This is a genomic window from Campylobacter concisus, from assembly GCF_902460715.1.
In the GTDB taxonomy this organism is placed as follows: Bacteria; Campylobacterota; Campylobacteria; order Campylobacterales; family Campylobacteraceae; genus Campylobacter_A; species Campylobacter_A concisus_AK.
Genome location: NZ_CABPUX010000002.1, coordinates 135,137 through 161,591, shown reverse-complemented (window position 1 = coordinate 161,591; position 26,455 = coordinate 135,137). Strand labels below are relative to the sequence as shown.

At 40.6% G+C, this 26,455-nt stretch carries 24 protein-coding genes and 2 pseudogenes; 23 read left to right on the top strand and 3 right to left on the bottom strand.

The window, feature by feature from the left end; translation table 11 throughout:
- The first annotated feature begins 47 nt into the window (after positions 1–47).
- From F3G91_RS06650 to rlmN, 4 genes are read left to right on the top strand one after another with little or no spacing between them, the layout of a single operon-like run.
- A complete protein-coding gene (locus tag F3G91_RS06650) occupies positions 48–3,326 on the top strand; it encodes a DEAD/DEAH box helicase (RefSeq protein ID WP_149701068.1) in 3,279 nt (1,092 codons plus the stop codon).
- 2 nt (positions 3,327–3,328) lie between these two features.
- Positions 3,329–4,084, top strand: coding sequence for an imidazole glycerol phosphate synthase subunit HisF (gene hisF, locus F3G91_RS06645; protein ID WP_149701067.1), 756 nt, complete (start codon positions 3,329–3,331; stop codon positions 4,082–4,084).
- Positions 4,084–4,764 carry a purine-nucleoside phosphorylase gene (locus F3G91_RS06640; RefSeq protein ID WP_149701331.1) on the top strand — a complete coding sequence of 227 codons (681 nt, stop codon included), beginning with the start codon at positions 4,084–4,086 and terminating at the stop codon, positions 4,762–4,764. Before hisF ends, F3G91_RS06640 begins: the two co-directional genes overlap by 1 nt.
- Positions 4,761–5,906, top strand: a complete 1,146-nt coding sequence (gene rlmN, locus F3G91_RS06635; protein WP_149701066.1) for a dual-specificity RNA methyltransferase RlmN — start codon at positions 4,761–4,763, stop codon at positions 5,904–5,906. Before F3G91_RS06640 ends, rlmN begins: the two co-directional genes overlap by 4 nt.
- Before the next feature lie 320 nt (positions 5,907–6,226).
- Here rlmN and F3G91_RS06630 read toward each other — a convergent pair whose 3' ends face one another.
- Entirely contained in the window at positions 6,227–7,129 is a 903-nt protein-coding gene (locus tag F3G91_RS06630) for a pseudouridine synthase family protein (RefSeq protein ID WP_149701065.1), read from the bottom strand.
- 186 nt (positions 7,130–7,315) lie between these two features.
- Here F3G91_RS06630 and purB point away from each other — a divergent pair, with 186 nt between their 5' ends.
- From purB to F3G91_RS06560, 14 genes and pseudogenes are all read left to right on the top strand, one after another.
- Positions 7,316–8,647 carry an adenylosuccinate lyase gene (purB, locus tag F3G91_RS06625; RefSeq protein ID WP_107943860.1) on the top strand — a complete coding sequence of 444 codons (1,332 nt, stop codon included), beginning with the start codon at positions 7,316–7,318 and terminating at the stop codon, positions 8,645–8,647.
- 361 nt (positions 8,648–9,008) lie between these two features.
- On the top strand, positions 9,009–11,384 hold the full coding sequence (locus tag F3G91_RS06620) for a ribonucleoside-diphosphate reductase subunit alpha (protein ID WP_009295196.1): 2,376 nt from the start codon (positions 9,009–9,011) through the stop codon (positions 11,382–11,384).
- Between the two features lie 17 nt (positions 11,385–11,401).
- Complete coding sequence (locus F3G91_RS06615) at positions 11,402–11,812, top strand: hypothetical protein (RefSeq protein ID WP_103585507.1); 411 nt, start codon at positions 11,402–11,404, stop codon at positions 11,810–11,812.
- A 9-nt stretch (positions 11,813–11,821) separates the two neighbouring features.
- Positions 11,822–12,304, top strand: a complete 483-nt coding sequence (locus F3G91_RS06610) for a TIR domain-containing protein (RefSeq protein WP_009295198.1) — start codon at positions 11,822–11,824, stop codon at positions 12,302–12,304.
- A gap of 477 nt (positions 12,305–12,781) precedes the next feature.
- Positions 12,782–15,064 (top strand): annotated as a pseudogene (locus F3G91_RS06605) (ribonucleoside triphosphate reductase).
- Between the two features lie 84 nt (positions 15,065–15,148).
- Positions 15,149–15,823: an anaerobic ribonucleoside-triphosphate reductase activating protein gene (locus F3G91_RS06595; RefSeq protein WP_149701063.1), complete on the top strand. Its 675-nt coding sequence runs from the start codon at positions 15,149–15,151 to the stop codon at positions 15,821–15,823.
- Between the two features lie 84 nt (positions 15,824–15,907).
- Complete coding sequence (locus F3G91_RS06590; protein WP_149701062.1) at positions 15,908–17,053, top strand: iron-containing alcohol dehydrogenase; 1,146 nt, start codon at positions 15,908–15,910, stop codon at positions 17,051–17,053.
- A 29-nt stretch (positions 17,054–17,082) separates the two neighbouring features.
- A complete protein-coding gene (locus tag F3G91_RS06585) occupies positions 17,083–17,724 on the top strand; it encodes an NAD(P)H-binding protein (protein ID WP_149701061.1) in 642 nt (213 codons plus the stop codon).
- A complete protein-coding gene (locus tag F3G91_RS06580) occupies positions 17,721–18,491 on the top strand; it encodes an SDR family NAD(P)-dependent oxidoreductase (RefSeq protein ID WP_149701060.1) in 771 nt (256 codons plus the stop codon). The genes F3G91_RS06585 and F3G91_RS06580 overlap by 4 nt, the downstream gene beginning before the upstream one ends.
- A gap of 39 nt (positions 18,492–18,530) precedes the next feature.
- Positions 18,531–19,967 (top strand): subtype B tannase, encoded by a 1,437-nt coding sequence (locus F3G91_RS06575; RefSeq protein WP_149701059.1) that lies wholly within the window; start codon positions 18,531–18,533, stop codon positions 19,965–19,967.
- Positions 19,968–20,016: 49 nt separating this feature from the next.
- Positions 20,017–20,529 (top strand): hypothetical protein, encoded by a 513-nt coding sequence (locus F3G91_RS06570; protein ID WP_149701058.1) that lies wholly within the window; start codon positions 20,017–20,019, stop codon positions 20,527–20,529.
- Between the two features lie 13 nt (positions 20,530–20,542).
- Complete coding sequence (locus tag F3G91_RS06565; protein ID WP_149701057.1) at positions 20,543–21,223, top strand: putative quinol monooxygenase; 681 nt, start codon at positions 20,543–20,545, stop codon at positions 21,221–21,223.
- Between the two features lie 77 nt (positions 21,224–21,300).
- Positions 21,301–21,447, top strand: coding sequence for a hypothetical protein (locus F3G91_RS10240; protein WP_180995496.1), 147 nt, complete (start codon positions 21,301–21,303; stop codon positions 21,445–21,447).
- Positions 21,444–21,674, top strand: coding sequence for a DUF2798 domain-containing protein (locus F3G91_RS06560; protein WP_103601220.1), 231 nt, complete (start codon positions 21,444–21,446; stop codon positions 21,672–21,674). The genes F3G91_RS10240 and F3G91_RS06560 overlap by 4 nt, the downstream gene beginning before the upstream one ends.
- 38 nt (positions 21,675–21,712) lie before the next feature.
- On the opposite strand, the gene F3G91_RS06555 is transcribed toward F3G91_RS06560, so the two are convergent.
- Complete coding sequence (locus F3G91_RS06555) at positions 21,713–22,003, bottom strand: DUF5339 domain-containing protein (protein ID WP_002940734.1); 291 nt, start codon at positions 22,001–22,003, stop codon at positions 21,713–21,715.
- A gap of 111 nt (positions 22,004–22,114) precedes the next feature.
- Positions 22,115–22,759, bottom strand: a complete 645-nt coding sequence (locus F3G91_RS06550) for a ferritin family protein (RefSeq protein ID WP_012140636.1) — start codon at positions 22,757–22,759, stop codon at positions 22,115–22,117.
- A 136-nt stretch (positions 22,760–22,895) separates the two neighbouring features.
- On the opposite strand from F3G91_RS06550, the gene F3G91_RS06545 reads away from it, so the two are divergent.
- The 5 genes and pseudogenes from F3G91_RS06545 to F3G91_RS06525 all read left to right on the top strand — a co-directional run bounded on the left by F3G91_RS06545 (position 22,896) and on the right by F3G91_RS06525 (position 26,454).
- The gene (locus F3G91_RS06545) at positions 22,896–23,093 is read left to right on the top strand and encodes a hypothetical protein (protein ID WP_012140635.1); all 198 of its coding nucleotides are present in this window, start codon (positions 22,896–22,898) and stop codon (positions 23,091–23,093) included.
- Positions 23,083–23,336, top strand: a pseudogene (locus F3G91_RS06540) (type II toxin-antitoxin system YafQ family toxin). The gene F3G91_RS06545 and the pseudogene F3G91_RS06540 overlap by 11 nt, the downstream one beginning before the upstream one ends.
- 135 nt (positions 23,337–23,471) lie before the next feature.
- On the top strand, positions 23,472–24,128 hold the full coding sequence (locus F3G91_RS06535) for a thiol:disulfide interchange protein DsbA/DsbL (RefSeq protein ID WP_107830070.1): 657 nt from the start codon (positions 23,472–23,474) through the stop codon (positions 24,126–24,128).
- 8 nt (positions 24,129–24,136) lie between these two features.
- Complete coding sequence (dsbI, locus tag F3G91_RS06530) at positions 24,137–24,757, top strand: protein-disulfide oxidoreductase DsbI (RefSeq protein WP_149701056.1); 621 nt, start codon at positions 24,137–24,139, stop codon at positions 24,755–24,757.
- 47 nt (positions 24,758–24,804) lie between these two features.
- Positions 24,805–26,454 carry a sensor histidine kinase gene (locus F3G91_RS06525; RefSeq protein ID WP_149701055.1) on the top strand — a complete coding sequence of 550 codons (1,650 nt, stop codon included), beginning with the start codon at positions 24,805–24,807 and terminating at the stop codon, positions 26,452–26,454.
- Position 26,455: the final 1 nt, after the last annotated feature.

Sequence of the window (26,455 nt, the reverse complement as noted above, 5' to 3'; positions counted from 1 at the left end):
ATAAAATGGACTATAATCACTAAATAACAACAAAATAAGGCACAAATTTGAGTAGGGCAAATACCTTAAAATACTTTTTATTATCACAATATTTAGAGCCAAAAACCTTAGACGAGCCAAAAAAGACAAATAGCAAATTTAAAAAATCAATGGACCTTGATATCGCAAATCTTGATGAGAAATTTATGCAAATTTTAAGGGCATTTGACAGGTCGCTTTTAAAAAATGGTGTAGAAATTTCAATTTTTGGCGGCATTTTTGAGACTGACTTGCTCGCCCTTGCGATATCAAAGCTAGCAAATGTAAAATTTGAAAAAGAGCAAATTTTAGAGGAGCTACGCTCTGAGCAAACGAGCTTTGAAAAGGCATTTTGTTATAAGCTTAAGCTCTCTGGCGATCTGCTCTTTTACAAAAATGAGCAAAGTTTTGCCTTAAAAGATGCAAATTTAGATGATGAGCTAAGTCCATTTTTTACGCCAAACTCATCAAATGAGCTTTTTATCCCAACGGCTCCATGGGCGATGGTGCGCCTAAACCACCTAAAAGAGATCAGTCAAAACGACTTTAACAAAGAGTGCGAGCACATCAAGGATAAAATTTCTATCCACAAAGAGAAAATGCGGCTTAGCGACTATGTAAAAGTAGTCCATGAGGAGATAAAAAGCTCGCTAAAGACGCCATTTTGCAAAGATGTGATCAGGCTTGAAGTAAGGATAGCTGATCCAAATTTTAAAGATACGGACGGCCTTTTAAATAGCTTTTTTATAGATGATATAAATTTACTTATCAAATTTTACGAGTCAGGCAGGACGCACGAGCTAACGGATCAGTTTTTAGACGAGGGCAGTGAGAATAAATTTGAGCGGCTTGACGTTAGAGACGAGCTAAATCAAAGGGCGGTTAGGGACTTTTTTAAGGCTGAGCGCTACCCAAGATCAGCCTTTGCAAGTGATTTTGCCTTAAATTTCTCACAGCAAATGGCTCTAAACAATATAATTGAGAAATTTAAAGATGGAAATGGTGGGATTTATAGTGTAAATGGCGCTCCAGGTACTGGCAAAACGACGCTTTTAAAGGACGTGATGGCTGAAGTAGTGACGCTTAGGGCGATGAAGCTCGCGCAAATGAGCAGGCATGATATCTTTAAGCCAGTTTATGACAGCGATGAAAAGGCGCTTTATTTTAGGCTAAATGACGAGCTGCAAGGCTTCGAGATGGTCGTTAGCTCTTGCAATAACGGCGCGGTTGAGATTTTGAGCAAGGAGCTAAGCCAGCTAAAGAGCATAGGGGATTATGCGGGTGAGATTGATTATTTTAAATTTATAGCCACAAGACTACTCTCGGCTGATGAAAAGAGCAAATATGGCGAGAAGTCTTTTATCTCAAAGCCAGCTTGGGGGCTATTTTGCGTGGCGCTTGGCTCAAAGCAAAACAAGTCAAATTTTGTTTTTAACGCAATTAACGGCGTAAAGATCGAGGCTACTCACAGCCAGTATGACAAGATCACAAAAGAGTATGGCGAGTTTTTGGAGCAAGATGGCTTTTTGATGGGGCTTGGCAAATATCTGGCAGTTGGCGAAGGCGTTGATGACTACGACGTGGCGAAGGAGAAATTTAATCTCGCACTTCACGAGGTAAATTTGCTTTTTAGTGAGATCAGGATCAAGGAAGAGGAGCTAAAGAGCCTAAAGAGCGAGCTAGCTGATGTTGATAGGAGGCTTGAGAGTTATAACTCAGCCAAGCAGATAGAGGAGCTTTTATCTCCGCTTGAGAGCGAATTTGCTAGTGTTAGCAGCGAGCTTGAAGATAAAAAGGCTGAATTTAGCGAGCTAACAAGAGTTGTTAGTCAAAATGAAGCCTTGCAGGAGTATCTAAGCACGCCAGAAAAGCCACCTTTTTTTCTCTTTCAGCAAATTTTTAAGACAGAGGCCTTTGAAAAGTATAACGACGAGGCGATAAAGGTTGGTGAGATAAACCGCCAGATAGCCGAGCAGAATTTAAAAGCTAGCAAGCAAAATGGCGAGAGCAAAGAGAAAAACGAAGCAAGGCTAAACGAGCTAAAAGATGAGATAGCAGGGCTTGAGAGCAGGGCAGCAGAGCTTGGCACTAAGATAAATCTTTACAAAAGGTTGCAAAGCGACTTTGCTAGACGCCAAAAGATACTTGGCAGGAGCGAGGAGCTAGATATCTTTCTAAACGGCAGCATTAGCGAGAGCAACGAAGAGATGCAAAAGAGTATGCCATTTATGATGGAATTTGGTATAGACCAGAAATTTCACAAGACAAAGCTTTTTAGGGCTAGGATAGAGCTTTTTAAAGAGGCACTAAATTTACACAAGGCAGCGATCTTTGCCTGCAAAGAGGCTGTCAGGACAAATTTACGTGCCCTTAGTGTTATCTTTAACGATGAAAAGATGGCTGAGAAAAATGGCCTTGATGCAAAGCATAGACGTGAGATCATCAAGGGTTTATTTTTGCTAACGCCAGTTGTTAGCTCGACTTTTGCCTCGTTTAATAACACCTTTAAAGAGCTTTTAAATGGCGATATAGGCTTGCTTTTGATAGATGAAGCAGGGCAGGCAAATTTAACTAACGCGTTAGGCGCACTACTTCGCTCAAAGATGGCTGTCGTGGTCGGCGATCCGCTTCAACTTGAGCCAGTCGTAACGCTGCCAGTTAGTTTAAATAACGCGATCCTTAGTTACTGCGAGGCAAAAGATGAGTTTAACCTGCTAAAGTCATCAGTGCAGCTTAGGGCTGACAAAGCTCAAAAGATCGGCACATATATAAAAGGTAGTGGCGAGAGTATCTGGGTCGGCTCGCCACTCATTGTGCATAGAAGGTGCGCTAACCCTATGTTTGATATCTCAAATGAGACTACATATGACGATATGATGATACTTGGCAGAAGTGCGGCAAGTAAATTTGCAAACACTAACGTGCAAACAAAGTGGATAGACGTTAGAAGTGAAGAGTGGATAGGCAACCACAACAAAACCGAGGGCGAGGCGGTTAAAGAGCTCTTGGCAGGCGAGCTAGCCAGTCATAAAGATAACATCAGGATAATAACGCCATTTAAAGATGTTTGTAGAAATTTAAAAGGTGCCGGCACTATCCATACTATGCAGGGCAAAGAGGCTGATGTTATTGTCTTTGTGTTAGGCGGCGCGACAAAGGGCGCTAGGGCGTGGGCTGTTAGTAAGCCAAACCTGCTAAACGTGGCGCTAACAAGGGCAAAAGAGGTTATTTATATAGTTGGAAACCGAGAAAATTGGGCAAATTTGCCATATTTTGAGGTGGCAGCCAGAAAGATAGACAAAGGATAAATTTGAATCATTTTGCAAAACGCATAATCCCATGCCTCGACGTAAAAGATGGCAGGGTCGTAAAAGGTGTAAATTTTGTTGGACTTGTCGATGCTGGAGACCCAGTCGAGATAGCTAAAAGATACAATGACGAGGGCGCTGACGAGCTTTGTTTTTTGGATATCACAGCCTCTCACCTTGGCCGTGATACGATAGTTGATGTGGTAAAAAAAGTCGCAAGTAAGCTTTTTATACCCCTAACCGTTGGCGGAGGCATACGCACGATAGATGATATCTCACGCCTTTTAAATGCGGGCTGTGACAAGGTGAGCCTAAACTCATCGGCGATAAAAGATCCAAATTTGATCGACGAAGCGGCTAAGAAATTTGGCTCGCAATGTGTCGTCGTAGCGATTGACGCTAAAAAGATCGAAAATGGTTATAGTGTTTTTATAAATGGCGGCAGGATCGATACCAAAAAAGATGCCTTTGCTTGGGCGAAAGAGGTCGAGTCGCGCGGAGCAGGGGAAATTTTGCTAACGTCTATGGATAATGACGGCGTCAAACAGGGCTTTAACCTGGAGCTAACAAGGATATTTAGCGCGCTTTCTATACCGACTATCGCAAGCGGGGGTGCAGGGAAAATGGAGCATTTTAAAGATGCTTTTGAGGCTGGGGCTGATGCGTGTTTAGCGGCTTCTATATTTCACTTTGGAGAGATCGAGATAAAAAAGCTAAAAGAGTATCTTAAGGCAAACGGCATTGAGGTTAGGCTTTGATGTTAGTTATCTCAGCTGGAAAAAATGAAATTTTTGACTTTGCCTTGCCGATGGGGGTGGGACTAGTCGATATGGCGATAAATTTGACAAAGTTTTTGCAAAAAAGATCATGCGTGGGGGCTGATGAAAAGGGTATAAATTTAAAGAATATTGACCCACATTATCTTGCAAAGATTGAGGCTAAATTTGCAAATTCAGCAAATCCAGAGCTGCAAAATTTGTGCCAAAATTTATCAAAAAATCCTGAGCGAAATTTATATCAGATGCCAAAAAAGATAGTTTTTGTCGGTTCAGCTGGTCTTTATAAAGATGGCGAAATTTTGCAAATTTATGAAAGCTCAGTTGGGGCAAATGTTGAAATTTCTAGTATAGAAAATAGATCTTATTCGCCGATTGAGTGTGAAATTTCCTCTATCGTTTCACGTGGAACTATCAAAGCAAATTCATCAAATTTCATTACAACAGATAAAAATTTAGCTCATAAAATGTTTGAAAAAGGCTATTTTTTAGAAAATATGGAGTTTTTTTCTGTCTTAAAAGTGGCTCAAATTTTTAAAATTCCAGCTTATGGAATTTTCGTAGCAACAAATTTTTGCGATGAAAATGCGCATGCTGATTTTATAAAAAATCACGCAAAGGCCAAAGAGCTACTAACAAAATATATAAAGGAAAATATGTGAAAAATTTGCTTGATCTTAGCATTGAAGAGCTAAAAGAGTTAGTCTCTCCCTCTTTTAGAGCAATGCAAATTTATGAGTGGATATACAAGAAAAATGCTACAGAATTTAGTCAAATGTTAAATTTACCAAAGGATATGCGCCAGGATCTAGCCGAGAAATTTTATCTCGATCCTCTAAAATGTGTGAAATTTGAGCAAAGTAGTGATGGCTCGATCAAGTATCTTTTTGAGCTAAAAGATGGTCTAAAGATAGAGAGCGTTTTGTTACCGATGAAAGAGGAGATTAGTGACGAAGATGGTAAGATTAGTCGCCATGCTCGTTACACTGTTTGTGTTAGTTCGCAGGTTGGCTGCAAAATGGGCTGTGCTTTTTGCCTAACAGCAAAGGGCGGGCTTGTTAGAAATTTGACTGCTGGAGAGATCGTAGGGCAAATTTTGTGGATAAAAAGAGAGAACAACATACCATACGAGAGGCGCATAAATGTCGTTTATATGGGTATGGGCGAACCACTTGATAATCTTGCTAACGTTAGTAAAGCGATCAAAATTTTAGCACTTAATGAGGGTCTAGCTATATCGCCACGCCGTCAAACCGTATCGACAAGCGGCCTTGGTAGCCAGATAAAAAAGCTTGGTGAGATGGACCTTGGGGTCTTGTTAGCTATATCGCTACACGCTGTTACTAATGAGCTTAGAAGTCGCCTGATGCCGATAAATAAGGCCTATAATATCGAGGCTGTTATGGATGCTGTTAGGGGATTTCCTATCGATATGCGAAAGCGTGTAATGTTTGAATATCTTGTTATCAAAGATTTAAACGATAGTGTTAGCGATGCAAAAAAGCTGGTAAAATTGCTTCATGGTATCAAGGCAAAGGTAAATTTGATCTACTTTAACCCGCATGAAAGTAGTGAATTTGGACGGCCTGATCTTGCTAGTATGCTAAAATTTCAAGAATACCTAAGAGATCATGGCGTCACTTGCACGATCAGACAGAGTAAAGGACTTGATATAAGTGCGGCTTGCGGACAGCTAAAACAGCGCAATGAAAATCCAAAATTTAAAGCTAACGTTAGCGATAAGAGTACAGCTAAAGCAGAAGAAAAACCAACTAACAATAAAACTAACGTGAGTAAAAAATGACAACTCTTGATATCACTGAGATCATTTTTATAGTAATAGTTGCTGGTGTTGGACTTGGGCTGATCATAAAAGTTTTGAAAGATGAAAATAAAACTTCAAAATAAATTCTAAAAATTTGGCATGAAATTTTGTGAGTGAAAAACAAAACCTAAAAAATGATTGCCAAAATTTTTAAATAAGAACGCCGCCGATACTAAAAAAAATTAATTCTATTTTTCAATAAAAACTCTATTTCAAATTTAAAAGCAAAATTATGAAATTTTTTATAGATTATTTTTACTAGAAAGAGTTTTTAAAATTTAAATATTTTGATTATTTGCTTATTTTGCAAATTTATAAAACTCACTTTCGGCGTCAAATTTGCTTTTTATGGTGTAAAAAATTTCATCAAATTTAAATGAAATTTCGTCCGAGTGAAGTAAGAGTCTTTTTGCTCCAGTTAAATTTATCCGTTCACTCTCGCTCATCTCTTTGTCTAAAATTTTCTCGATCTGCGGACGTGACAAACCATAAAGTGGTTCGCCAAGGATCTTGTGTTTCACATGAAACAAATGCAAGCGAATTTGATGCTGCCTGCCAGTGAGTGGGATAGTGCGAATTAAAGTCGTATCAATATCGTCAAAATACTTTATAGGCAAAATTTTAGTCACAGCACTCTTGCCGTTTTCGCAAATTTGCATTCGCATTTTCACATCGTCGTAGTTCTTTGCCAGATCCATCTTAGCATCGATCGTAAATTCTCGCTCGATCTTGCCTTGCACCATCGCGACATAGCTTTTAGAAACCTCTCTGTTTTCAAAGATTTTCTTTAGTTTTATCGTAGAATTTCTATCTTTGCCAACGACTATCACGCCACTTGTTTCAAAGTCTAGCCTATGCGCCACACTCGCATCTCGCCCAAAAAGTGTGTAAATTTCATCGTTTAGCGAGTAGTCGCAGTGCCTGCCATTTGGGTGGCTCAGCACCCCACTTGGCTTGTCAAATACCGCAAAGCTCTCGCACTCAAAGATCGGCTTTAGTCCCTTTGGCTTGGCCTCATAGTCGATCAAAAAGACATCGCCACACAAAATGGCATTTTTCTCGCTCACGACACTGCCGCCACAGATCAGCCTGCCTTTGTCGATGAGACGCTGGGTTTGGCTCATGTTAAAGCCCTTTTGGAGTAAAATTTCGTAAGCTTTTTGATGATCTGCAGTAATGATAAATTTATTTACGTAGGGCAAAAATGATCCTTTGAAAAATGAGCGAGCTATCTTAAGCCCAAATTTATAAGCGTATAACCGACATTTCAGCCCGGATTTTATATAATCAAAACTTAAATTTAGAGAAATTGCACGACGTGATTTCTGGCTCAAAAAGCCAAATTTATACTTTCAGGACAAAAGCAAACTAACACAAAAGGTTCAACAATGGTCGAAAGATACTCACGCAAAGAGATGGCTGAAAAGTGGAGCATACAAGCAAAATACGACGCTTGGCTCAAGGTGGAGAAAGCTGCTGTTAAAGCTTGGAATAAACTTGGCTTCATAAGCGACAGCGACTGCGAGAAAATTTGCAAAAATGCTAAATTTGAAGTGGCTCGCATCGATGAGATAGAAAAGACGACAAAGCATGACGTCATCGCATTTTTAACAAGCGTCAGCGAGAGCCTTGGCGAGGAGAGCAGGTTCGTACACTACGGCATGACCTCAAGCGACTGCATCGACACAGCCGTCGCACTTCAGATGAAAGAGAGCTTAGAGCTCATCATCAGCGATGTAGAGGAGTTTATGCAGGCGGTCAAAAATAGAGCAAATGAGCACAAGCACACGCTCATGGTCGGCAGAAGCCACGGCATCCACGGCGAGCCGATAACCTTTGGCCTCGTACTTGCCATCTGGTATGACGAGATCGCAAGGGCACTAAAGCTCATCAAAGACGCAAAAGATACGATCAGCTACGGCAAACTCTCAGGCGCTATGGGAAATTTAGCCCACGCTCCGATGGAATTTGAAGAGCTAACATGCGAGGAGCTAGGTCTGAAAGCTGCTCCAGCGTCAAATCAAGTGATCCAGCGCGACCGCTATGCCCACGTGGTGAGCGCCATCGCTATCTTAGCCTCTACTTGCGAGAAGATCGCAGTTGCCATTAGACACTACCAAAGGACCGAAGTTTATGAGGCGGAGGAGTACTTTAGCCCAGGACAAAAGGGTTCAAGCGCGATGCCACACAAGCGCAACCCAGTCCTTAGCGAAAATATCACTGGCCTTTGCAGGGTGCTACGCTCATATGTCACGCCTTCTCTTGAAAATGTCGCCCTTTGGCACGAGCGCGACATCAGCCACAGCTCGGTTGAGAGATTTATCCTGCCAGATATGTTTATCACGGCTGATTTTATGCTGGTTCGCATCAAAAATTTGATAGCAAATTTAGTCGTCTATCCAGAAAATATGATGAAAAATTTAAATTTAACAGGCGGTCTAGTCTTTTCGCAGCGCGTGCTTTTACAGCTGCCACAGCGTGGAATTTCTAGAGAGGATGCCTACAAGATCGTTCAGCGCAACGCCATGAAGGTCTGGGCGGACTTGCAAGAGGGCAAAAAAGCGATAGACGAGCAAGGTCACAGTCTATTTTTACAAAATTTGCTAAACGACGAGGACCTAACTAAGAGCCTTAGCAAAGATGAGATCAAAGAGTGCTTTGACTACAACTACTACACCAAAAATGTAGATAGAATTTTCGCCAGAGTTTTTGGCAAATAAATTTAAACGCAAGGGGTAAATTTAGCCCCTTGCAAAATACCCTAATACAAAACCACATTAAATTTAGCTCGCAAAATTTATAAGCCAAGGGTGGCACTTTTCAAGTAGCTTTTACAAGCGCCAGTAAAATTTAGTGGCAATGTTGGCGAATTTAAATTTTGATCTCCAAAACTAACACAAAAGCTCATCACGTTTAACGTTTTTTGTCGCCCTCGCACTAGAAAAATAAGAGTTTTGGCAAGCCTTTATCTTTCTCATTTTGGCTGTAAATTTTATATTTAATGAAGAGTTTTTGGTAAAGAGAGTTTTTATATCTTTTTGGATAAAATCTCAAATTAAAATTTAAAACGGAGAGACATTTTTGAAAGTTATAAAACGTAATGGCAGAACAGAAGAGCTTGATATCAGCAAGATCAAAAAATACACAAACGAAGCCGTCCTAGGTCTTAGCAACGTAAGTCTTAGCGAGCTTGAGGTAGATGCGAAAATTCAGTTTAGAGATATGATAACGACTGAGGAAATTCAGCAAACTCTTATAAAAACAGCAGTTGATAAGATCGACATCGACCGACCAAACTGGACATTTGTCGCTGCAAGGCTATTTTTGTTCGACCTTTATCACAAAGTGACTGGCTTTAACGGCTACAACCACCTAAAAGACTACCTCGCAAAGGGCGAAAAGGTAGGCCGCATCATCCCTGGGCTAAAAGAGAAGTACGACCTTGAGGATCTAAACGCCTACATCAAACCAGAGCGCGACCTCCAGTTTGCATACCTTGGTATAAAGACGCTTTATGATCGCTATCTTATCAAAGACAAGAGCGGTATGCCCATCGAGCTGCCACAGCACATGTTTATGGCGATCGCTATGTTTCTTGCGCAAAACGAGCTAGATAGCCAAGGCTGGGCTAAGAAATTTTACGACCTCATCTCTAAATTTGAAGTGATGCTAGCCACGCCAACGCTCTCAAACGCAAGGACTACGCGCCACCAGTTAAGCAGCTGTTACGTAGGCAGTACGCCTGATAATATTGAGGGCATTTTTGATAGCTACAAAGAGATGGCGCTACTTTCAAAATTTGGTGGCGGTATCGGCTGGGACTGGAGCAAGGTGCGTGCGATGGGCGGCAGTATCGACGGACACAAAAATGCAGCTGGCGGTATCATACCATTTTTAAAAGTGACAAACGACATCGCAGTAGCGGTCGATCAGCTAGGCACTAGAAAGGGTGCGATCGCTGTTTATATCGAGCCTTGGCACATGGACGTGAGCGATTTTCTCGATCTTCGTAAAAACTCAGGCGAAGAGAGACGCCGTGCGCACGAGCTTTTCCCTGCGCTTTGGATAAACGACCTATTTATGAAGCGTGTCAAAGAAAATGGCCGCTGGAGCCTCTTTGACCCAGCTCAAGTAAGCGACCTTTGCGACCTTTACGGCGAGGAGTTTGAGAAGAGATATTTAGAGTATGAAAACGACGAAAATATCCAGAAAAACACCATCCTTGCAAAAGAGCTTTGGAAGAAAATTTTAACTAGCTATTTTGAAACTGGTATGCCATTTTTATGCTTTAAAGACAATGCCAACAAAGCAAATCCAAACGATCACGAGGGCATCATCAGAAGCTCAAATTTATGCACCGAAATTTTCCAAAACACAGCGCCAAACTACTATAAGATCAAGATCACTTATGAAGACGGCGGCGAGGAGCTATTTGACGAAGAAGAGGACGTCACGGTCGATAGCGGCATAACTAAAAAAGCCAAAAAGCTTAGCGCGCTTGATAGCCTAAAAGGCAAGCAAATTTTCATCGTAGAAAAAGAGAGCATCGAGGGCAAAACGGCAGTTTGCAACCTTGCAAGTATAAATTTAAGCAAGATAAACAGCAAAGAGGACATCGAGCGCGTCGTGCCGATAGCTATCAGAATGCTTGATAACGTTATAGATCTAAATTTCTACCCGCACAAAAAGGTAAAACACACAAACCTTGCCTCTCGCTCGATCGGCCTTGGCGTCATGGGCGAGGCGCAAATGCTAGCTGAGAAAAACGTAAAATGGGGCAGTTATGAGCATTTGGCGCTTATTGATAGCATAATGGAAAACATAAGCTACAACGCGATCTACGCTAGCTCAAATTTAGCCGTAGAAAAGGGCATCTATCCAAAATTTGAGGGCTCAAAATGGAGCAAAGGCATCATGCCGATAGACACCGCAAACGAGAACGCAAAGGCTCTTTTAAACGACAAAGGTGGGCTATTTGACGAAAATGTCTGCGACTGGGACAAGCTAAGAGAGAAGGTCAAGCGTGATGGCATGAGAAATGGCTACCTAATGGCGATCGCTCCAACTAGCTCGATCTCGATCCTTGTTGGCACTACTCAGACTATCGAGCCAGTCTATAAACGCAAGTGGTTCGAGCACAATCTAAGCGGTATGATCCCAAATGTCGTGCCAAATTTAAGCCCTGATACTTGGCAGTTTTACACGCCAGCTTACGAGCTTGATCAAAGAATTTTAATAAAAGCAGGTGCGATCCGCCAAAAATGGATCGATCAAGGTCAAAGTCTAAATATATTTATGAGCCTAGATAAGGCAAGCGGCGGATATCTAAGCGAAATTTACACGCTTGCATGGGAGCTTGGACTAAAATCAACCTACTATCTACGCTCTGAGTCACCAGACAGCGAAAAGCTAAACGACGTAGCTGACCGCTCGATCGAGTGTGAGGGTTGTCAGTAAAACTAACAAGGTTTAATATGTCAGAAGATAACAAACTAAAATTATTAACAGAAGAATTAAAAATGCTTCAAGATACAATCAAAAGAATGGCTGATAATTCTTTTAAAATGAAAGGTTGGACTGTTGCATTAATTGCTGTCGCAATAATCTTCAGAGCAAATGTTAGTAGCATTTTTGTGTCTATTATACCTCTGTTAGCATTTTCATATTTGGATGCATACTATCTACTATTTGAACGAAGATTTAGAGATTTATATAATAAGAAAGTTGATAAATTTCAAAATGGAGATTTTAAAGAAATCTTTAAATTTAGTATAAATGGCAAGATCACACTTTATGATATATTAAATGTTTATAAATCTCAAAGCGTATGGACATTTTATGGTGGTATTTTTATACTCATTCTAATTTTTGAATTTTTTAAATAAAAGGGAAAAATGAGAAAAGTATTTTTTAGTTTTCATTACGATAGAGATATTTGGAGAGTTAGTCAAATAAAAAATATAGGCGTAGTCGAAGGACAAAAAATTTGTAATTCTAATGATTGGGAAAAAGTAAAAAGAGAAGGTAAGCAAGCTATTGAAAGATGGATATCGCAAAACATGTTTAGTTGCTCTTGTGTTATTGTCTTAATAGGCAATCAAACAGCAAATAGAGACTGGGTAAAATACGAAATAATAAAAGCATGGAATGAAGGCAAGGCTTTAATGGGAATTTATATACATAACTTAAAAGATAAAAATGGCTACAAAGATAGCATAGGGTATAATCCATTTGAATATATTGAAATAAAAAATAGTAGAGAAAAATTATCAAAATTTATACCAGTTTTTAATCCAAAATCTGATAATACATATAATGATATAAAAAGCAATTTAGAAAATTGGATTGAATATGCTATAAGAAATAAGAAAAATTAGAATATAGTGTAGTGAATATTAATTTATTATATTTAAGTCTATTTTTTATGATCTTAAATATCTGACTTGTTTACATCATTCACAACTTCTGCTCGTTATTGTGTTAAATGCATATCATAGTTCAGCTAATCAATTATTCGCTTAAGACTAGTATGTATTTGTTGATTTGTATATTCATCGAAGTCATTTTTATCCTTTAAATTTTTGAGATTATACCCAAATAAGCTTGATTGATTTGTAAAATTTTAAACAGACTATTTTAAAAACTAAAATTAAAATAATTATTTAAGTAAAAATAATCAAATTTTATTTTAAAATACTTAAAATATGTAAAAATATACTTAAGAAAACTCTTTAAAATTTTATATTTTTTGATAAATATTATTAAACAAAAGAAAATAGTTATCTATCTTTTAAGCTTTCTTGTCCTATACTTTTAAACTCCATATCAAAAAAACAATCAGAAAAGAGCAAGTGATGCGTGAAATTTTAAAACGAGATGGCACAAGGCAAGAATTTGTAGCATACAAGATAGTAGATGCTATAAAAAAGGCATTTGCCAGCGAAAATAAAGCTTATGACGAGCAAGTTTTTACAAATGTAGTCCAAGATATCTTTCAAAAATCAAGTGCGATAACAGTCGAAGACATCCAAGATGCGATAGAAAAAGAGCTATTTGACGGCGGACATTTTGAAGTATTAAAGAGCTTCATGCTCTACCGTCATACCCACAAGCTTCAGCGTGAGCAAATTTTAGGCCTAAATGACGATACGACCTATATAAACTCAACCCAGACGATAAATGAATATATAAACGGCACCGACTGGAGAATTTCTGCAAATTCAAACACCAGCTACTCAAATGCAGGCCTTATAAACAACACCGCTGGCAAAGTCATAGCAAACTACTGGCTAGACGCTGTTTATAGCAAAGAAGAGGGCCTAGCGCACAGAAATGGCGACTACCACATCCACGACCTTGACTGCCTTACAGGATACTGCGCTGGCTGGAGCCTAAGAGCTTTGCTAAACGAGGGCTTTAACGGCGTTCGTGGCAGGGTCGAGAGCAAGGCGCCAAAGCACTTTAGAGAGGCGCTTTATCAGATGGCAAATTTCTTAGGAATTTTGCAAAGCGAGTGGGCGGGCGCTCAGGCGTTTTCTAGCTTTGACACCTACCTTGCGCCTTATGTTTTCAAAGACGATCTAAGTGACGCCGAGATCAAAAAGGCGATCACTAGCTTTATTTTCAACCTAAACGTGCCCGCGCGCTGGGGACAAAGCCCATTTACAAACGTAACCATAGACATCACCTGCCCAAGCGATCTAAGGGATCAGATCCCAACGAGCGATGATATACACCTCTTTACAAACGTAAAAGATGAGAAAATTTTGAAAAAAGCAAACGAGCGTGGCAGAAAAAATTTGATCGATATGACCTACAAGGACTTCGAGCCTGAGATGGCACGCATAGATAAGGCATTTTACGAGGTTTTAACAGCTGGCGACAAGTGCTCGCAGCCTTTTACATTTCCGATACCAACGGTAAATATCACAGAGGATTTTAACTGGGATAGCGAAGTAGCCGACGTACTCTTTGAAAATACCGCAAAAATGGGCTCAAGCTACTTTCAAAATTTCATCGGCTCGCAATACACTTACGACGAAAATGGCAACAAGATAGAAAACGAAAACGCCTACAAACCAGGCCACGTGCGCTCTATGTGCTGCCGCTTGCAACTTGATCTAAGAGAGCTTTTGAAGCGTGGCGGCGGTCTTTTTGGAAGCGCTGAGATGACTGGCTCGATCGGAGTTGTCACTATAAATTTAGCCCGCCTAGGCTATAACTACAAAGGCGATAAGGTCGCACTTTATAATAGACTTAGCTACCTTTTAGAGCTAGCCAGATCAACCCTAGAGAAAAAGCGTAAATTTATCCAAGAGATGTATGACAGAGGGCTTTATCCTTACACGGCTAGGTATCTAAAGCACTTTAACAACCACTTTAGCACTATCGGCATAAATGGCATGAATGAGCTACTTAGAAATTTCACTGACGATAAAGAGAACATTTCGACTAAATTTGGACGTGAATTTGCCCTTGAGATGGTTGGCTTTTTACGTGATAAGATAAGGACATTTCAAGAAGAGAGCGGAAATTTATACAACCTTGAGGCAACTCCAGCTGAGGGCACTACTTACCGCTTTGCCAAAGAGGATAAGAAGCGCTATCCAGACATCATCCAAGCAGGCGAGGGGGATAATATCTACTACACAAACTCAACCCAGCTACCTGCAAATTTCACAGACGACGCTTACGAAGCGCTTGATCTACAAGATGAGCTACAAAGCGCCTACACTGGTGGCACCGTCTTTCACCTATATATGAAAGAGCGCATAAGCTCGGCTAAAGCTTGCAAAGAGCTTGTAAAGAGTATAATCTCAAACTACAAACTCCCATACATCACGATAACGCCAGTATTTAGCGTCTGCGCAAAGCATGGCTACATAGCTGGCGAGCATGAGTTTTGCCCACTTTGTGATGCAGAGCTGATAGAAAATGAAAAGAAAAAATCCAAATAAGGAGAGAAAATGACAGAAAAAGAAATTTTAGAAAAAGTGCAAGACAAACGCACAAGATGCGTGGTTTATACTCGTGTTATGGGCTATCACAGGCCAGTTGAGAGCTTTAACCTTGGCAAAAAAGGCGAGCACAAAGAGCGTGTTAAATTTGACGAATACGCAAGTTGCTGCAAAAGATAGTCAAAATCTTAAAAAAATAGTATAAAATACATTTTTTAAAAAGGCACTCTTCTTGTGTCTTAAAATTTAAAGAGGGCCTTAAATTTGCAAAAAGTCTTTAGTATCACGCCATTTACTACGCTTGACTATCCTGATAAAGTGGCTGCTGTCATTTGGTTTGCAGGGTGTAATATGCGCTGTGGATACTGCTATAACGTCGAGGTCGTAAGGTCAAATGGCTCTATAAGCCTAAGCGAAGTTTGCGACTTTTTAGACCGCAGGGTCGGCAAGCTAAATGGCATAGTTTTTAGCGGCGGCGAATGCACAGCAAATCCTCTCTTTCTAAGGCTAGCACGCGAGGTCAAAGCGCGCGGCTTTAGCTTAAAAGTAGATACTAACGGCTCGTATCGTGACGTCTTGAAAGAGGCGATAGACGAGGGGCTTATCGACTACATCGCGCTTGATTTTAAAGCCCCAAAAGAGAAATTTATCGGCATAACTGGCTCAAATTTATATGAGAAATTTGCCGCCACGCTTAGATACCTGCTTGAGATAAATTTTAAATTTGAAGTTAGAACGACCGTGCATGCGGACCTGCTAAGCGAAAAGGATATCTCTGAGATGTCTGAGCTACTTTTTGAGCTTGGATATAGAGGGGATTATTTCTTACAAAAATTCTTTAACACTGGCGAAAATTTTGGAGGCTTAGGCGATCCAAAAAACAGCTTCGATCCAGATAAGATCACATCAAAACTACCTATCAGACTAAGAAATTTCTAAATTTAGCGCCGATAAAAATAGCTAAAAATAAGAAAATTTAACTAAAATTTACCCCAAATCACAAAAGCAAACAAGGAGAAAACTATGCAAAATTTCAGCTTTTTAAACCCTACTAAAATAGAATTTGGCAAAGACAAAGAGCAAAACATCGGCAAATATATGAAAGAATTTGGCGCAAAAAAGACGCTCATCATCTATGGCAGCGACAGGATCATGCAAAACGGACTTTTTGACGTTGCCACAAAGAGCCTAAGTGCAAATGGCATCGAGTTTTGCAAGATAGGCGGCGTGAAGTCAAACCCAGTGCTAAGCAAGGTAAATGAGGCTATAAATTTAGCTAAAAAGCAAGGCGTCGATAGCGTGCTAGCCATAGGCGGTGGCTCGGTGCTTGATAGCGCCAAAGCCGTGGCTGCAGGAGTTAAATATAACGGCGATGTTTGGGACTTTTTTACTGGCAAATGCCCAAAAGAGGCGCTTATGATCTTTGACATCATAACGCTTGCTGCAACTGGCTCAGAGATGAACGGCGGAGCAGTCGTCACAAATGAAGCCACAAAAGAGAAATTTGCCATGCACGGCGCTTGTCTTTACCCAAAAGTATCGGTGGTAAATCCGCTTCTTCAAGCAAGCGTTAGCAAGGAGTATTTGGTCTATTCAGCCTCTGACATCATCGCTCACAGCATCGAGGGCTACTTTACGGCGAGCATCCAGCCTGAGATCATAAATTTATACATCGAAGCAAACATCAAAACCGTTATGAAAACGACTGAAATTTTACTAAAAGAGCCTGAAAACTACGACGCTAGAGGCGAGTTTGCCTGGGCTGCTACGATGGCGCTAAATGGCCTAACTTACGTCGGCACGGCTGGCTACTCATATCCAAATCACATGATCGAGCACGCCATAGGTGCGGTGGTTGATTGCGCGCATGGAGCTGGGCTAAGTGTGGTTATGCCAGCATGGATGAAGTGGTATAAGAGTAGAAATTTAAAGGCGTTTAAGCGCTTTAGCAAAGAAATTTTTGGTGTAGATGACGCAGATGCAGGCATAGAGAAGCTAAAAGAGTGGTTTAGCAAGATCGGCACACCAACAAGCCTCATAGAGATCGGCGTTGATGAGTCAAATTTAGACGAGATCATGGCGCTAGTTTATGACTACGCCAAGGGTAGGGGCTTGGAGCAAATTTATACAAAAGAGGCCATAAGCGAAATTTTTGCCTTAGCGAGATAGAATTTATCCAAAATTTACAAAGGACAAACATGAAAAAAGTCGCCCTTATAGCAGGAGCCAGCGGCGCTGTGGGAAGTGAAATTTTAAAGGATTTATGCGAGAGCGAGCACTATAACAAAGTGGTCGCCCTTGTTAGGCATGAGCTAGAATTTACCCATGAAAAGCTTGAAGTAAAGATAGTAAATTTTGATGATTTTAAAGATGAGGTGCCATTTATCGCTGATGACGTCTTTTGCGCGCTTGGCACGACGATGAAAGCAGCAAAGCACAAAGAGCAGTTTTATAAAGTCGATGTGACCTATCCGATAAATTTCGCCAAATTTGGCTTGGAGTGCGGCGCAAAACGCTTTGTCTTGCTCTCGGCTGCAGGTGCAAACAGAAAGTCAGGCTCATTTTACCTAAAGGCAAAAGGTCAAGCAGAAGCAAAGATAAAAGAGCTTGGATATAGCTCATTTCATATCGCTAGGCTGCCACTTATCGAAGCTGAGAGAAAGGAATTTAGACTTGGCGAGTATCTAGCGATAAAGGCGTTTAAATTTATCCCAAAAGGCTTTTTTGACGAGTATCGTCCGATGAAAGCGGAAGATATCGCCAGAGTGATCGTGCAAGTAGCACAAGATGATCACAGTGAAGGTGTGAAAATTTATAGTCCGGAGGAATTTACAAAATGAAAAAATATATAGTGATCACTGGGGCAAGCTCAGGCATAGGAGCGGCCGTGGCAAAGGCATTTGCAAGGCGCGGAGAGAATTTGATCCTTGTTGCAAGACGCAGGGAGCTTTTAGAAGAGCTAAAAAGCGAGATAGCTAAATTTGCAGACGTAGAGGTCGTGATAGAAATTTGCGACCTTTCAAAACAAGAAAATGTCCTAGCTCTTTGGCGTAATTTAGAAAAATTTGAGCTAAAAGCGCTTATAAACAATGCTGGCTTTGGCGACTACGGCAAGGTTGGCGAACAAAATTTAGAGAAAGTGACGCAGATGATAAATTTAAACATCATCTCTCTTGTGACGCTCTCAACGCTCTTTACTAAAAAATATAAAGATAAAGATACTCAGCTTATAAACATCTCTTCGATAGGCGGCTACAAGATCGTGCCAAACGTCGTGACCTATTGCGCTAGTAAATTTTTCGTAAGCGCCTTTAGTGAGGGGCTTTACCACGAGCTAGCACAGGATAAGCAGGCGAAAATGCAAGCAAAAGTGCTGGCCCCAGCTGCCACAAAGACAGAATTTGGCATGGTGGCAACTAGCAAAGAGAGCTACGACTACGACAAGGCGTTTAAAAAGTACCACACGAGTGAAGAGATGGCGGAGTTTTTGCTGCGCCTTTATGATAGCCACTACTGCGTTGGCGCGGTGGATAGAGATAGCTTTGAGTTTAGCCTAAGTAAGCCAAAATTTGACTATGCGGTCAAATTGGGGCCAAAAGATAACTAGGCGTTAAAGCAAAAGTAGGACAAAATAAAAAGGCAGATCATGAAATGCGTTAGAGTTGCTATTTTAGGGGTTTGTTTAGTAGGCGCTTGCTTTGGCGGTGAGCTTAAATTTGATGAAAAGAAATTTGAGCTAAAAAGCGTGCAAGTTGGCGAGAGGACGCTTAAATTTAGAGCCTATGAGGGCATAGTCTATGTGGCAAAGCCAGCTAGCGACTATGAGGTGCTAAATTTTTACGTGCCAGAGGGTAAATTTAGCGACCAAAAAGGGGCTATCTTTATGCCAAACGCGATCGGTGGCTACATGCCAGCCAAACCACAAAAGCCAGAAATCCAAAACGAAAAGCCAAATGCCACTCTTGAAGCGCTTCTTAGAGGCTACGTCGTGGCAAGCGTTGGCGCTAGGGGTAGGACGCTAAAAGATGGCGAGAAATTTATCGGCAAAGCGCCAGCTGCGATAGTCGATCTAAAAGCGGCCGTTAGATATCTTAAATTTAACGACAAATTTATGCCAGGCGACGCAAATAAGATCATCTCAAACGGCACGAGCGCAGGCGGCGCGATGTCGGCACTTCTAGGAGCTAGCGCAAATGCAAAAGAGTATGAGCCTTATCTTAAAGAGCTAGGCGCTGCGAAAGCGGACGATCAAATTTATGCCGTCTCAGCCTACTGCCCTGTGACAAATTTAGAGCATGAGGACGAGGCGTATGAGTGGATGTTTGGGGATTTGGATAAATTTGAAAGGATTGATTTTTCAAGTCTTGATGCGAGCACTTTTAACGACAGGAGCAAAAAGCCAAAGATGATCACAGGCGAGCTAAACGCCACGCAAAAAGAGCTCTCACGCGAGCTAAAGAGTAAATTTCCAGCCTATCTAAACTCGCTAAATTTAAAAGACGCCAAAGGCCACGCGCTAAGCCTTGATGAAAATGGCGAGGGCAGCTTCAAAGAGTATATAAACGCCCTCATCTCAAAGGCATTTACCGCTACAAAAAGCAGCGACAAAAGCACGTTCACACCTAAATTTATAACTCTTGACACGCAGGGCTGCTCGCTTGGATATACATTCAAATTTGAGGACTTCATCGCCTCGCTAAAACGTGCCAAAGCGGTTGTTGCCTTTGACGGCCTTGGGCTAGAAAATCCAGAAAATGACCTTTTTGGAGATAGCAAAACGCCTGCAAAGCACTTTACTAAATTTGCAAAAGAGCGAAGTGGCGGCGAGATGGCGGATGCTGGCGTCATAAAGATGATGAATGCGATGAACTACACTAAAAATAAAGAGGCGGCGAAATTTTACCGCATAAGACAGGGCACAAATGACACTGACCTATCCCTTGCCGTGCCTGCTATGCTTGCACTTTCGCTTAAAAATGCTGGCAAAGAGGTTGATTTCGAAGCGGTCTGGGGACAAGGACATGGCGGCGACTACGACTTAGACGAGCTTTTTGCTTGGATGAAAAGAGTTTTAGAAAAATAATTTAAAGGAGAAAATATGAGAAATTTTAAAATTTTCAAGGAGAGTAAAAATGAGAAATAAAGCATTAATTGCAGCATTTGTTGTAGGATTTGTTGGTTGCATAAATTTAAATGCCTTTGAGGCAAATTCTGATGTTTTTAATAAACATTTAAGAGGAGAAGCTAAAAAAGAAGTGGTTGATTGTAGTGATCCTAAAAATAGACCTGATATGATTGCAGGTATGTTAGTGGGAGGAAAAGAAGAGTGTTATCGTGAGAACAAAAGAGATAGCAAACGTGACTTTGATGCCACTATCGGTAGAAACCCAGTTACTGGTAAGGTCACCTCAAAGGCTAAGCTACTAGGTGGTGACAAAGCTACAAATAACCTTGAAAAAGCTCAAATGAACTACGGTAATAAAAAATATGAGCTTGAAAAGGCAGAAGAGCTTTATCAAAGCAACCCAAGCACGAAAAATTCTAACCGCCTAGAAAAAGCACGTAAAGCCTTTGAAAAAGCGCAGATCGATCTAAAAGGCGCAGAAGAGATCAAAGCTAAAGCTGATATGAAAAAGGCGAAGTGATAAGGGGAATTTGATGTTTAAAAAGCTATTTTTACTAGCGGTTTTGGCGGCTTTTGCCTTTGGGGTGGAGGCGAAAGTGAGCTTACAGGAGCTGCTTGCGACGCCAAATAATAAGAGCTTGCTAGAGCGTCTTGGCAGGGAAGAAATACTAAGCTCAAAGAGCGAGCCAGGCACGCAGGCGATCTTTTTTGCGAGCGCAAAGAGCAAGCCAGAGCTATTTTATCTGATCGAGTTTTACAAGGACGAGGCGGCTTATAAAAAGCATCTAAGTTCGGCGCACTATAAGAAATTTGTAAGTGCGAGTGATGAAATTTTAGCTAGCAAAAAGGCTATAAGCCTGAAAAAACGGGCTGCGTTTTCTAAAAATTTAACGCCAGAGCGCCTAAAAGATGCCTACTTTCACATCACAAATTTAAGCCTTTTGGCAAAAAGTGATGCGAAATTTGAAAAGATCATCAAAAAATATATGCAAAAAAGCGTAGATGAGGGTGCTTACGCGCAGTTTGCCTTTAGTCAAAAAGAGGCGCCTAATAAGTGGGTGCTGGTTGAAATTTACAAAGATGAGGCTAGCTTTGAGAGCTACCGCCACAGCGAAAACTACAAGGCTTACGCCAAAGAGCGAGCTGGGCTAATAGATGAATTTGACGGCTTTGGCCTAAAAAACGAGACCTCATTTAGCAAGGTAAAATTTTAGGAGATTTATGAAAAAGATCTGCTTTTGCCATTTATAAGGCGGGCGGATTTGTTTGCAAGTAAATTTAAAGGAAAAAGATGTTTATCGTTACTATTAGTTTAAAAACGGATCTCATACCAAAAGAGAGGGCTGAGGAGCTTTTTGCCGAGCATAGAGGGTGGTTTATAAAGTATGCTGAGTATAGCGTTAGAGAATTTAAGGCTGTTATGGGCAAGATTTCATGATACCGGCGAAATTTTATAGATATGTTTTTGCGTTTATAATGTCAGCATTTATGGCGCTTATAATGTCCTTTATGTTGACATATTTTAACCTAGGCTTTATTGACGGCTTTGTGCAAATTTGGTTAGCAGCTTATCTAAAAGCCTTTATGGTCGCCTATCCTGTGATATTTTTCATAGCGCCACTGGCTGCAAAACTAGCAAATTTGATATGTAAAAGTGAGAAGTAAATTTAAAGAGTGGCTAGAGAGCCTAGCCACGTGAAGGTTTATTTTAAAAGACCTTGTTTTTTCATTTGATCCATTACTTGAGCAAACATCTCTTTAGCTTGTTTGCAAGTAGCGTCTTGTTGCTCTTTTGGTAAAGAAGCTAGTTGATCCATTGATTGTTTCTTTTGATCTTCGTACATTTTTACTTGTTGCTCTTGACCAGCTTGTTTGTAAGCTTCGACCATCTTATCGATGTCTGAGAAGTAAGACTTGCAAGTATCTGTAAGATCTGCAGCGTTTAGGCTTAGTGCAAAGCCAAGAGTAGCTAAAACTAAAAGTGATTTTTTCATCTCTTTCTCCTTGTGAAAATTTAAGGAGATTATATAACTTTTTTATTTTAAATAGATTTAAATTTATTAAATTTAGCCAAGACAAGCGCCTTGGCTAAATTTTTTGGCTTTTTAGCCTAAGAATTCGCGCTTGAAATACTCTTTTGGAGCTTTGCAAAGTGGGCAAGCGCCTGGAGCTTTTTTACCTCTATGAACGTGTCCGCACACCTCGCAAACCCAGATATCTTCTTCGTCGCTCTCAAAAAAGCCCTCTTCATCAAGCATCTTTTTAAGCTCTAAATACTCTCTCTCATGCTCTACTTCAACCTTGCCGATCGCGTTAAATAGCCTTTCAACATCTCTTAGCTCTTCTTCTTTTGCGATCTTTGCAAAGTCTGGATACATCGTCGTATGCTCGTAGTTTTCGCCAGCTGCAGCGTCAAGTAAATTTTTATCCATCTTATCGATCGGATCGTTCATCATCTCGTGATATTTCTTAAATTCAGCCCTTGCGTGCCATTTCTCGTTTTCAGCTGCCTCGTAAAAGTGTCTAGCTATCGCGTGATAGCCTGCTTCTTTAGCTAGGTCGCCGTAAAGCTCATACTTGTTTCTAGCTTGTGACTCGCCAGCAAATGCCTTCATCAAATTTACCGCTGTTAAATTTTCAGTGATGCATTTCATCTCTTCGCCACAACAGGTTAATGTGCCGCCTCCAACTTTTTGAACCTCGATCTCGTTGCCGCATTTCTCGCATTTGTATGTTTCATACTGTCTCATTTTGACTCCTATTTTGATAAAATTTGAGCGGATTATAACCAAATAATCAAAATAAGTAAATAATAATTTTTATTGATAACGTGTATTATTTTTATAAATTTGAAGTTATAATAAGATAAAAATTTAAAGGCATAAGATGACTACAACGATTGATTTTAAAAATGCTGACTATGGATTTATCGAGCTTATAAAAGAGATGGCTAGGCAGGCAAATGTAGAATTTGAGCAAAGAGATAAGGTCTCAAGGCTTGACAAAGCTATCAAAGAGATCGAAAATGGCGAAGTAGAGAGATTTAAAACATTTGAAGAATTTGAAAAGAGCCTTGATGCTTGAGATAGAGTATTCAAAGAGTTTTAAGAAAGCTTTTAAAAAGCTAAATGAAAGCGTATCATCTGGCAATTAGCAAATAACGAGGAGTTAGCATCAAAATATAAAGATCACGCTCTTATTGGAAGCTATAAAGGCTTTAGAGAGTGTCATGTTAAGCCAGACTTACTCTTGATATATAAAAAACAAAACGAAATTTTACTTCTTACATGCGTTGAAATAGGAAGCCACAGCGAGCTTTTTCAATAAATTTAACAAAAAAACCAAATCCATCATCATAAATTTAAAAAAGATAAATTTCAGCCAAAATTTATTCTAGCGTTAAAAGTGCGGTTGAGCTTGGTTGTAGAATAACTCAAAATAAATCATCCAAAGGAGATCATCATGAGTTTTCTATCTAAATTTAGTAAGGCTATCTTTGCCGTTGCAGTTGCTGGTGCGATCAGTGCTAGTGCATTTAGCGAGGGCGAGGACTACGTCAAGCTTGAAAAGCCACTAAGTGTCGGACAAAATACGCTAGTTAAAATTTTTAGCTACGCTTGCCCATTTTGTTACAAATACGACAAGAGCGTCACTCCAAAGGTAGTTGAGAAAATCCCTGGACTAAAATATGAGCCATTTCACCTAAAGACAAAGGGCGATTACGGCGAGGTTGCGAGCAAGGTCTTTGCCGTGCTTATCGTTATGGACGAGGCAAAGGGAGTGAGCTTGTTTGATGAAAATTCGCTATTTAAAAAGGCTAAATTTGCCTACTACAAAGCTTACCACGACAAAAAAGAGCGCTGGGGCGACGGAAAAGACGTTGAGGGCTTTTTAAAGACCGGGCTTGATGCTGCTGGCGTTAGCAAAGCAGACTACGAAAAAGAGCTAACTAATCCAAAAGTGACTGAGCTACTTAAAAAGTGGGATGAGAGCTATGACGTGGCTAAAATTCAAGGCGTGCCAGCATTTGTCGTAAATGGCAAATATCTCATCATGACAAAATCAATCAGCTCGCTTGACGGCATGGCAGCACTCATCGAAGAGCTTCTTAAAAAATAAGGCGCCACATGAGCTTTTTTAAAAAAATGGCTAAATTTCAAGACTCACGCATCTCTTGGGCGATCCTAGTCTTTGTAAGCGTCGCGCTTGTCGTTATCGCGCACTCGCTCTTTCAAAACTACGCTTATATGCCTCCTTGCGAGCAGTGCGTCTATATACGTTTTGCCTTTTTGTGTATGGCGCTTGGCGGCGTGATCGCTATCATAAACCCTAAAAATTTGCTCTTTGCCCTTGTTGGCTACGTCTTTGCCTTTTGGGGAGCGGTGCAGGGCATAATGTATAGCGTGAAGTTAGCCAAAATCCACGACGCGGTGCATGGCGATGATCCTTTTGGCGTGCAGGGCTGCTCGACTGAGCCGCACTATCCATTTGGCTTGCTACTTGAGAAGTGGGCGCCTGACTGGTTTATGCCAACGGGCGACTGCGGATATGACAGCCCTATGGTGCCTGATGGCGCGGTGCTAAGTGATCTGCAAAAGAGCATAGTGGATCTTTACGCAGATGGCTGGTATCTTGTGCCGTCGTCTAAATTTATGTCGATGGCGGATTGCACGCTACTTGGCTTTGGCATTTGCTTTGTTGTGCTTGCACTTATGCTTGTTTCAAAGCTTTTATATTTTAAGAAATAAATTTTAGTTAGCCCTATTTTTGGGCTAACTTAGGATATACTGCGCGCATGGGTATTAATTTAAAATCACAAAATATTAAAATTTATGCGATCATCTTGCTAGCAAGCCTCTTTGTCGTGCTTCTTGGGCTAAATAGCTACAACAAAGCAAAAGAAAAGATCATCGAGCTATCTGATAAAAACAACATCGCAGTTAGTAAAAACATCGTTAGCAACTTTCAAATTTGGCTTGATGAGCGCTTAAATTCACTCATCCGTGCGTCAAAATTTATCCAAAACTCTAATATCATTGATGACGATGCTAGGGTGGCAAATTTCATAAAGCTATTTAAAGAAAATGCAAAAGAATTTGATCTCATGCAACTTCTAAGAGAGGATGGCGATATCTTTGTAGATGGGCAAAAGATCTCAGAAGAGGTGATGTCAAAGCGTGAGCGAGCGGGGCTTATCTGGTATGTCGAGACAAAAAACACAAATGCCCCAAGCGTAAATTTCATGCAAAATCACAAAATTTTAAAGGACTCAACTTTAAATTTATGCGTGCCAGTTGAAAAAGACGCGAAATTTGAGGCGGCACTTTGCGGTGTCGTGCGCATAGGCACTATCTTTGATAGCATCAAAAACTTTAGCCTTGCGCCAAATTCTTACTCATTTTTAGTAACTCACAGCGGCGAGATCCTCACATCGATGGCCGATGCGACGCTTAAAAGAGAGATCGAGGAGAAATTTAAAGAGTTATTTTTAAAAGATGAAGACATCACTAGCCTAAAGATAGGGCAAAATTTGATCCAAGTAGCCGAGATACCGACGATGAACTGGTTTATCGGAGCTGGCACAAACAACGAAGAAGAAATTTTAGCCATGACAAGAGAGGCGCTAAAAAACGCCCTAAATTTACTCTTTGCCTTCGTCGCACTTGCATTTTTGGCAAATAGCCTGCACAACTTCATGTATAACAAGATAAAAAAGGTGCAAGACGAGTACGAGACCTTGCTGGCGCACAGAGCCAAGATGAGCGAGGCTGGAGAGCTCATAAGTGGCATAAGTCATCAGTTCATCCAGCCAGTAAATTCGCTAAAACTGATGCTAAGCTCGGCGATAATGCTAAAAAAAGAGGGCAAGCTAAGCGATGAGGAGCTTTTAAATTTACTAGAAAAAGGGCAAAGCTCGATCGAGCTTCTTTCAAAAACAATCGAAATTTTTAGAAATTTTTACAAAAGCGCTGAAAATGTGAGCGAATTTGAGATCCAAACAAGCGTTAGAAATTTAATAACACTTATGCACACAGAGCTTAGCCGTGCAAACGTGAGCGTGAAATTTAGCGGATTTGAAGAGATGAAGGTCTGTCAGATAGAAAACATCATTCAGCAAATTTTACTAATCCTAATCCATAACGCAAAAGACTCACTCGTTGAAAGCTACAAAGATGAGCCGCTAAAACGCGTCATAGAGCTAAAATTTAGAAGCTTTGAAAATAAGTGCTACATCGGCGTTTATGATAGTGGCGGCGGCGTGAGCTACGAGATGAGCAAGAAAATTTTTACCTGGCTAAACACGACTAAAAAGCAAGGAAATGGCATAGGGCTTTACTTCGCTAAAAAGCTCGCGCGTGAGAAGCTAAATGGCGATATTACGCTTGCGCACAACCTAAAGCCAACGATTTTTGAGCTAAGCTTTGATAAGAATTTAAAGGGTTAAA

Excerpts from the sequence above, each read along its gene's own strand:
- F3G91_RS06640 (WP_149701331.1), top strand. The coding sequence starts at position 4,084 with ATGTTAGTTATCTCAGCTGGAAAAAATGAAATTTTTGACTTTGCCTTG.
- purB (WP_107943860.1), top strand. The coding sequence starts at position 7,316 with ATGGTCGAAAGATACTCACGCAAAGAGATGGCTGAAAAGTGGAGCATA.
- F3G91_RS06615 (WP_103585507.1), top strand. The coding sequence starts at position 11,402 with ATGTCAGAAGATAACAAACTAAAATTATTAACAGAAGAATTAAAAATG.
- F3G91_RS06610 (WP_009295198.1), top strand. The coding sequence starts at position 11,822 with ATGAGAAAAGTATTTTTTAGTTTTCATTACGATAGAGATATTTGGAGA.
- F3G91_RS06590 (WP_149701062.1), top strand. The coding sequence starts at position 15,908 with ATGCAAAATTTCAGCTTTTTAAACCCTACTAAAATAGAATTTGGCAAA.
- F3G91_RS06585 (WP_149701061.1), top strand. The coding sequence starts at position 17,083 with ATGAAAAAAGTCGCCCTTATAGCAGGAGCCAGCGGCGCTGTGGGAAGT.
- F3G91_RS06580 (WP_149701060.1), top strand. The coding sequence starts at position 17,721 with ATGAAAAAATATATAGTGATCACTGGGGCAAGCTCAGGCATAGGAGCG.
- F3G91_RS06575 (WP_149701059.1), top strand. The coding sequence starts at position 18,531 with ATGAAATGCGTTAGAGTTGCTATTTTAGGGGTTTGTTTAGTAGGCGCT.
- F3G91_RS06570 (WP_149701058.1), top strand. The coding sequence starts at position 20,017 with ATGAGAAATAAAGCATTAATTGCAGCATTTGTTGTAGGATTTGTTGGT.
- F3G91_RS06565 (WP_149701057.1), top strand. The coding sequence starts at position 20,543 with ATGTTTAAAAAGCTATTTTTACTAGCGGTTTTGGCGGCTTTTGCCTTT.
- F3G91_RS10240 (WP_180995496.1), top strand. The coding sequence starts at position 21,301 with ATGTTTATCGTTACTATTAGTTTAAAAACGGATCTCATACCAAAAGAG.
- F3G91_RS06560 (WP_103601220.1), top strand. The coding sequence starts at position 21,444 with ATGATACCGGCGAAATTTTATAGATATGTTTTTGCGTTTATAATGTCA.
- F3G91_RS06555 (WP_002940734.1), bottom strand. The coding sequence starts at position 22,003 with ATGAAAAAATCACTTTTAGTTTTAGCTACTCTTGGCTTTGCACTAAGC.
- F3G91_RS06550 (WP_012140636.1), bottom strand. The coding sequence starts at position 22,759 with ATGAGACAGTATGAAACATACAAATGCGAGAAATGCGGCAACGAGATC.
- F3G91_RS06545 (WP_012140635.1), top strand. The coding sequence starts at position 22,896 with ATGACTACAACGATTGATTTTAAAAATGCTGACTATGGATTTATCGAG.
- F3G91_RS06535 (WP_107830070.1), top strand. The coding sequence starts at position 23,472 with ATGAGTTTTCTATCTAAATTTAGTAAGGCTATCTTTGCCGTTGCAGTT.
- dsbI (WP_149701056.1), top strand. The coding sequence starts at position 24,137 with ATGAGCTTTTTTAAAAAAATGGCTAAATTTCAAGACTCACGCATCTCT.
- F3G91_RS06525 (WP_149701055.1), top strand. The coding sequence starts at position 24,805 with ATGGGTATTAATTTAAAATCACAAAATATTAAAATTTATGCGATCATC.